8 protein-coding genes are annotated in these 6,488 nt (G+C 29.6%); all 8 read right to left on the bottom strand.

Features of this window, described 5'->3' with window-relative positions:
* Positions 1-6: 6 nt before the first annotated feature.
* On the bottom strand, positions 7-834 hold the full coding sequence (locus F3G88_RS01050) for a hypothetical protein (RefSeq protein ID WP_180999952.1): 828 nt from the start codon (positions 832-834) through the stop codon (positions 7-9).
* A 137-nt stretch (positions 835-971) separates the two neighbouring features.
* Positions 972-1,253 carry a hypothetical protein gene (locus F3G88_RS01055; RefSeq protein WP_141090244.1) on the bottom strand — a complete coding sequence of 94 codons (282 nt, stop codon included), beginning with the start codon at positions 1,251-1,253 and terminating at the stop codon, positions 972-974.
* 995 nt (positions 1,254-2,248) lie between these two features.
* A complete protein-coding gene (locus F3G88_RS01060; RefSeq protein ID WP_103573860.1) occupies positions 2,249-2,611 on the bottom strand; it encodes a hypothetical protein in 363 nt (120 codons plus the stop codon).
* Between the two features lie 16 nt (positions 2,612-2,627).
* Entirely contained in the window at positions 2,628-3,446 is an 819-nt protein-coding gene (locus F3G88_RS01065) for a hypothetical protein (protein WP_149715140.1), read from the bottom strand.
* 1 nt (position 3,447) lies between these two features.
* Positions 3,448-4,323 carry a hypothetical protein gene (locus tag F3G88_RS01070; protein ID WP_149715141.1) on the bottom strand — a complete coding sequence of 292 codons (876 nt, stop codon included), beginning with the start codon at positions 4,321-4,323 and terminating at the stop codon, positions 3,448-3,450.
* Positions 4,299-5,429, bottom strand: a complete 1,131-nt coding sequence (locus F3G88_RS01075) for a hypothetical protein (protein ID WP_149715142.1) — start codon at positions 5,427-5,429, stop codon at positions 4,299-4,301. Before F3G88_RS01075 ends, F3G88_RS01070 begins: the two co-directional genes overlap by 25 nt.
* Before the next feature lie 270 nt (positions 5,430-5,699).
* Positions 5,700-5,900 (bottom strand): hypothetical protein, encoded by a 201-nt coding sequence (locus tag F3G88_RS01080; protein WP_149715143.1) that lies wholly within the window; start codon positions 5,898-5,900, stop codon positions 5,700-5,702.
* 102 nt (positions 5,901-6,002) lie between these two features.
* Positions 6,003-6,488: tetratricopeptide repeat protein (locus tag F3G88_RS01085; RefSeq protein ID WP_188117441.1), on the bottom strand; the 486-nt coding region annotated here is incomplete at its 5' end.

The raw sequence follows: 6,488 nt of genomic DNA on the forward strand, positions 1-6,488 counted from the left end.
ATTATCCTACTGCATCAATACACCAAAATCTATTGTATGTGGGGCTATTTTATTTAATTGTTCTGTTAGATTTCTTAATTCTGTACTATTTTGCAAAGGTGTATTTTTAAAATTCATAATAGATCCTCCACTAAATTCTATTACATCATCTACAAATGTATTTGAATTTCTTAATAAAGAGTCCTCATTGTTATTGTAACCTCCAAAAAAAGATTCACTGATTGTTGAAGCAAGATTTGGATATCTATTATCTTCAAAGATTTTGTTATAGTTTCTTGCATTTTCTAAAACACGCTCATCAAATTCTCTTTCTGTCATACCTCTTGGAGTTTCAATCACCTGTTTTTCTTTCCATTCATTATTCAAGTAACGATCTCTATCTTTGTATGCCACCTTTTCTTCTTCACTAATATGGTTTATATCTTTTACTACGATTTCAGTATCACCACCAAGTATAAAATTTTTAGCACCAAGAGAAGCAATAGTAATTCCTTCTTTATAATTACTTCCATCAACAACTATAAACATATGGTTTTTACCAAAACCTACCGACCTAGAATATGCCTCAACTCTATTCGCTCCCAAATTCTTATCCAGCTTTGCAAATTCTCTATTGTTATTTACTATGCTTGATGTTGCAGCTGTTGTTAGAGGTGTTTTAGAAAAACCCTTATCATTTAGCCATAGGGCGTGAGAGAAATATCTAGTTGCAAAGTCTGAGAAATTTGACGCATACTTAGTATCATCATCTCTATTTTTATTTATATCTCTATGATCTTGTATATCCATAGATCTTTGGTTTTCATGGGTTATGGTCTTTACAAGATCTTTCATATTGGTTATGTTTTTGAAATTTATATAGCTAGCTCCAGTTTGCAAGCTTGTATAGCCTTGTATTTTCTCGTTATTATATCCTCTTTGAATGGCAGCAATTGCTCAAAGATACGATATAAATACAAATTTAAAAAAAATTATTTTAAAAATTCTATAACATCATAAGTTATCCAGGATATCAAAATAAATATCATCCAAACAAGAGCAACTCCACCGTACTTAAATTCGCCATGTTTTACTCCCTCAAAGGTGATGTCATCTTTTTTTACTTTATTTTTTGCTATGCAAAGCACCAAATATACGGTAAAACCAGCATAAAATAAATTAAAGGCAACATTAAAACCAAAAAAGATAATCACTACAAATATTACCAAATTCCATGCTAGTACAAAAATCATTTGACCTATTTCACTTGACAACTATCCAAAATACTAATACAAAAGTACAAAAAACAAGCCATAATAGTGCTAAAAATCCATTATTTTTTACTTGATCGTTTTTTATTTTATACAAAGTTATGTCACTTCTTTTAATGCCATTTTTTATAACATAATATCCATTAAACAAAATAGGACACAAAATCAACATATAAATTCTTTGTTCACCAAAAAAATAAATAAATATCCTAAAAATAAGATAGGCAAAAAATAGTAGTAGCCAAACTTTTAAAAGTATTAACAAATTATTTTTCATTTTTTATCTACTTTCTTTGTTTTAACTTTTTACTATTTCTATATAAATTTTTAATTTTATAATATTTTTTTAGATATTTGTGTGCTCTTTTTTAAATATCCTACAAAAGGTTTGATGAATATAAATATGTATATCGGATAATACAAAGTTGATAAAATATCCCAAAAAAGATGATCACTTGGCAATAGATCTGCGCAACTACAATCTATATAGCCATGTCTGCGCAAATACCCATACCCATCCATACCGCACAAAATTGCATTCATTATCAGTCTTTCTGCAAATACAAAAATAACCATAAAAACAGCAAACAAGAGTATGCTAAGAAAAACTGTAACAATTTTTAGTGGCTCATCTCTAAAATTTATAATATAAAATATTTTTAAGAAAACAATTAAATTAAACAAACAAAATAATAGTAGAGAAATCTTATAGGAATAGCCAAGATACACCATGATAATCCCAGAGTATATAACCAAAAAATACCCCAGGATGATCACGTGTTTTAGCCTATCATTCATCTTTTTGCCCATTTTGAATATATCCTTTTATTTCGTGATAGTACGTACTAAAAGGATGATATGTTTATACGTAATTAATATATACCATCTGCCATATAAAAGCCATCACAGCCATTCTTTAACTCATTAATAACATTTTAATAGTTGCACTTTTTCATCTTAAGTCATATCTTTGACAAATAAGCGTCATTACTATCCATCTATTTTTTGTTTAAGTCGTCTAAATACGCTAATACCTGCTTTTTATCCAACTTTCCATACAAATAAGGATTTGCTAGTTTAAAGATCATTTCTTGTGTTTTTTCATCGTCAAAACCTATGTCTTCACGACATTCTATTAAATTTGCCCACTCTTCAAGCCCTAAAAAAGATATCTTTTTATCCAAGCTTCTTTGTAAAATTTCTACTATATCATCTCTTGACATAGAAACGAGCTCAGTTTCGCTATCAAAATCTATCTGGGATAGCATATTTCTTAACGTATCTATGTTGTTTTTAAAATGAAGCAAGTCTAATAAAATGCTAGCCTTATTGTCTTGATATTCCAAATTTCTTTTTATCATATAATTTTTATTTCACCTACTCTTCTTTTGATAACTCGTCTCGTATAGTTTTAAACTTTAGCCTATCATCACAAATTTGGTTTGTTTTGTTTATATTTTTGCATTCAAAGAAGTCCGGATTAAACCATTCGACAGCATTTTCGTATTGAGCACCATATTTGGCATTTTCGTGTAGTAAGTCATCTCTTTTCATTCTTTCAATATCCATCTCATCTATCCAAAGAGAGTCAGCTACTACTTTAATATCTTGCTTAAGGGCACTATAAGCCTGAGTTATCTTATACTCATATAGCTCTTCTTTAGTTTTTATAGTTTTATCTCTTGCATAGTCTGACAATGATGTCTTTGCTATTAGAAATTTCTTCTTACCATTTTTGCTATAAAAGGGGCAAGTATATTCAATATTCACATAGGTACTACTGTTAATATTTGTCTTTGCAAGACATAATAAATTTGATATATACTCATCGCTTAGTTTAATGTATCTATTTGATTTAAGAGAAAAGATCTTGCCATGAGATTTTAAATACTCCATTCTATCTTGTATTCTCTCCTCTTTGCTTGTTGCTTTTATTACATTGCTATGATCAGCATCTTCAGTATAGACACTGATTTTATATTCAAAGTTTTGTCCTATCTTATTTATTATAAATTTTTTTAGCCCTTCGGTATCTAGCCTTACTTTATCTCCTCTTGCTTCTGGTGCATAGGCCTTTAAATTTCTATCATAGCTATATATTACATTTCGTTCATTCACTTGAGGATAGTTATCTGAAAAACAACCAATAAACAAAAAAGCTACAAAAAGAAAAATAAATTTTTTATATTTAAGCATCTTAACCTCTTATCTTTCTTTCTGTTTCATAGTATTTCTCATCAAAAAATTTTTTATTTTTACGTATCTCTTTCCAAAGATGTGATTTTTTGCAGATCTGATATTCTTTTTGGTACTTTATACAGTCAAATTTATTTGGATCAAACCACTCATAGATTATTTCATCAAATTCATCCCTAGGGTTATATATTCTGTCAAAAAGCAAGCCCTCTTTTTTCATTCTTTGTCTATCCATATTTTTTAATTTTATCGATTTTAAAAATTCACTCATATCATTTTTAAATAGTATTGCCATATCTTCTGCTTTATAGTTTTTATGTTTAACTGGATCAAAAAATAATCTAAAAGTGCCTCCAATAACTAAAGTTGATACAGCACCACTAGTATCATAATAAAGACAATCAATGCCATAGTTTGCAGAGCCAATTTGAGTTATAGAACTTATCAAAAAACCTGCTTCGCACTTTACGCCATCAATATATGCAAAGAATCCTTTTTCATAAGGTTGCCAACCAGTCAAAATATCATAAATACTCCTATCAATGCTTTCTTCTATATCCTTGCGAATTTCTAACTTACTTCGTGACATCTTTCTTTCTTTATATTTGTAAGTATTGATCTGAAATTCTTCATTGAACATAGACGGCAGATTGCGTTCAAAAACATTTCTGCCATTTTTTTCATCTAGAAAATAATACCAATCAATATCAGTAAAACTACTTGGAAGCACATAGGTAAAGCTTTCATTTTGAAAAGATGAAAGCATAATACCTGGCTTAAGGTGCTTTGTAGTTATATCTGGAATATCATGACAACCGGAAAAGAGCGCAATAAAAGTTATAGTAATGAGCTTTAGTACTGAAAATTTACACCACATCTAGCACCCCCTTTTTCATAATCTTGACACACATAAGAACTATGCGGTGAACCATCCATAAATAATTTAGGAATATTTAACACATTTATGCGATCCACCACATCTGCTTTTTTATTTACGTCTTTATTTCCACCAAGACCTTCTGCTACAAAATCGCCTTTGTTGGAAAATGTTCCAGCTAGATCAATTTTAGCTACTTTTAATACATCTTTCATTTTTCCTGCATCTGTTGGAGATCCAAAAGAAGAAACAGTATATGGACTATCTTTACCTTTTTTAATTAAACTTGCAACTCCATCTAAATGCCTATAAAGTTCATTGTCTATGCCCCATTTAACACCATTATAGACCAATGTATTTAACTGAGAATGTGCCGCAAAATTTACAGCAAAAACTCTATTATCTTTTTTTCTTTTTTCTTCAGCAGCTTTTGTTACATCCGATATAAAACTACCAACTTGCTTTGCCATGTCACTTGTGCCTATACTAAATTTATCCTGCGCTGCTTCAAGCAAATCAGAAAAAAATCCACGAGTTGGATTATATTTTACAGTTAGTTCAATAGTATTTCCGGCAAGTCTTGTGCCATCTTTTTTAATCTGTCCTGTTTGCTCAAGTCCGTTCATAATAGCCTCCATTGGCGTATTTAAAATACCATTTCCAAAATTCTGATGCGTTATAGTATCTACATCTATCCCTAAAGGTTCTTTAGAGACATAAAGATCTTTAAAATACGAAAGCTTTTTTAATTCCTCTCGCTTTTCTGGGCTAATGGTCTTGAAGTATTTACTATCCTCAAGCTTAACCATTTTATCTTTATATAGTTCATATTTTTCTGAGTTTTTACTAAAAACAGAAATAAGGTCACTTGCAATCTCTTTTCCACCGAAAGAACCAACAAGCTGCCCAAATAAACCTCCATTATTATAACTAGTTGGTACTATATCCAAAACAATCATACTACCATATACAAGAAGCTTTCCGACAAGTGATACCATTTTATTATTGCTATTTTCATCTGGCATTTTTTCAGATAATTTTTTTAATCCATAGTTAGCATCTACTATCTCTTTAGCTATATCCTTTTGCCCACTCTTAGTTAGCACTCTTAAATCTATACTAGCATCTATATTTGAGCTTATGCTAGTATTTACTAGATCTTTTGTTAGTTTGGTGGTATCTCTATTTAGTCTTATTAGATCATCAGAGTTCTCTTTATCTGCTATCTCTATGTTACCACTACCTAGAGTTGCTAGGTTTTTAGATAAGCTGTAGCTTAAATTTCTATTGTTTGAGTAGTTTATTGACTTTAGTCAGACCAGAAAACTATCTACATTAAGAATTTCACTCTTTTATATATCTTATGCCAACAGCTATTAGTCTAGTTTGTAAATGCACCAATCTTTATCCAATTTTAATTTATCCAAATCCACAAAAATTTTATCCGAATTTGATGCAATATTTTCTTGACTTTCATATGCTAAAACATATTTCTTTGATAGCATAAATGATTTTGGATAATCTATTCTAATTGCTTTTTCATCGATTTTATATTCGTTAAAATCTGCGATAATCAAACTACTAATATATCCTATTTTATACTAGTAGATATTGTCCTTACTGTAAGATGTGAGCTTTTGCTGAATTTAGAGCTTTCTAAGTAGTCACTAAAACCAAAGTTAACTTTGCATTGTCTTACAAATGTCGCTTATTTTGTTAAAGTAAAAATTTGTCATAGGATCTTTATTACCCAATAACTTTTTGCTGATCTTATAGGCCTTTTTATAATTTTTTATTGCTAATTTGTACTCATCTGCTACTTCACAAATAGCTGCAATATTTGCATAACACTTTGCCACACTAGTGCTACCATCCACACATATCCTTAAATAAATTTCAAGTGCTTTACTGTTAAACTCAAAAGCCTTTATATAGTCTTCTTTTTCTAAAAAGGCAACACCTAAATTATAATATGATATTGCGGTATCTTGGTGAATTTCTCCTAAGACTTTAATTCTTGTTGCGAGAGATTTTTGAAAATTTTTTATAGAATTTTCAAAATCCTTTTTTAGCAAGAACGCATATCCTATGTCGTTATAAAAATTTGCTACTTCTACATTATTTATTCCAAATAACCTTTTAGAAATTTGTAGCCCTTTTTTATA

Source organism: Campylobacter concisus (genome assembly GCF_902460675.1).
In the GTDB taxonomy this organism is placed as follows: Bacteria; Campylobacterota; Campylobacteria; order Campylobacterales; family Campylobacteraceae; genus Campylobacter_A; species Campylobacter_A concisus_AJ.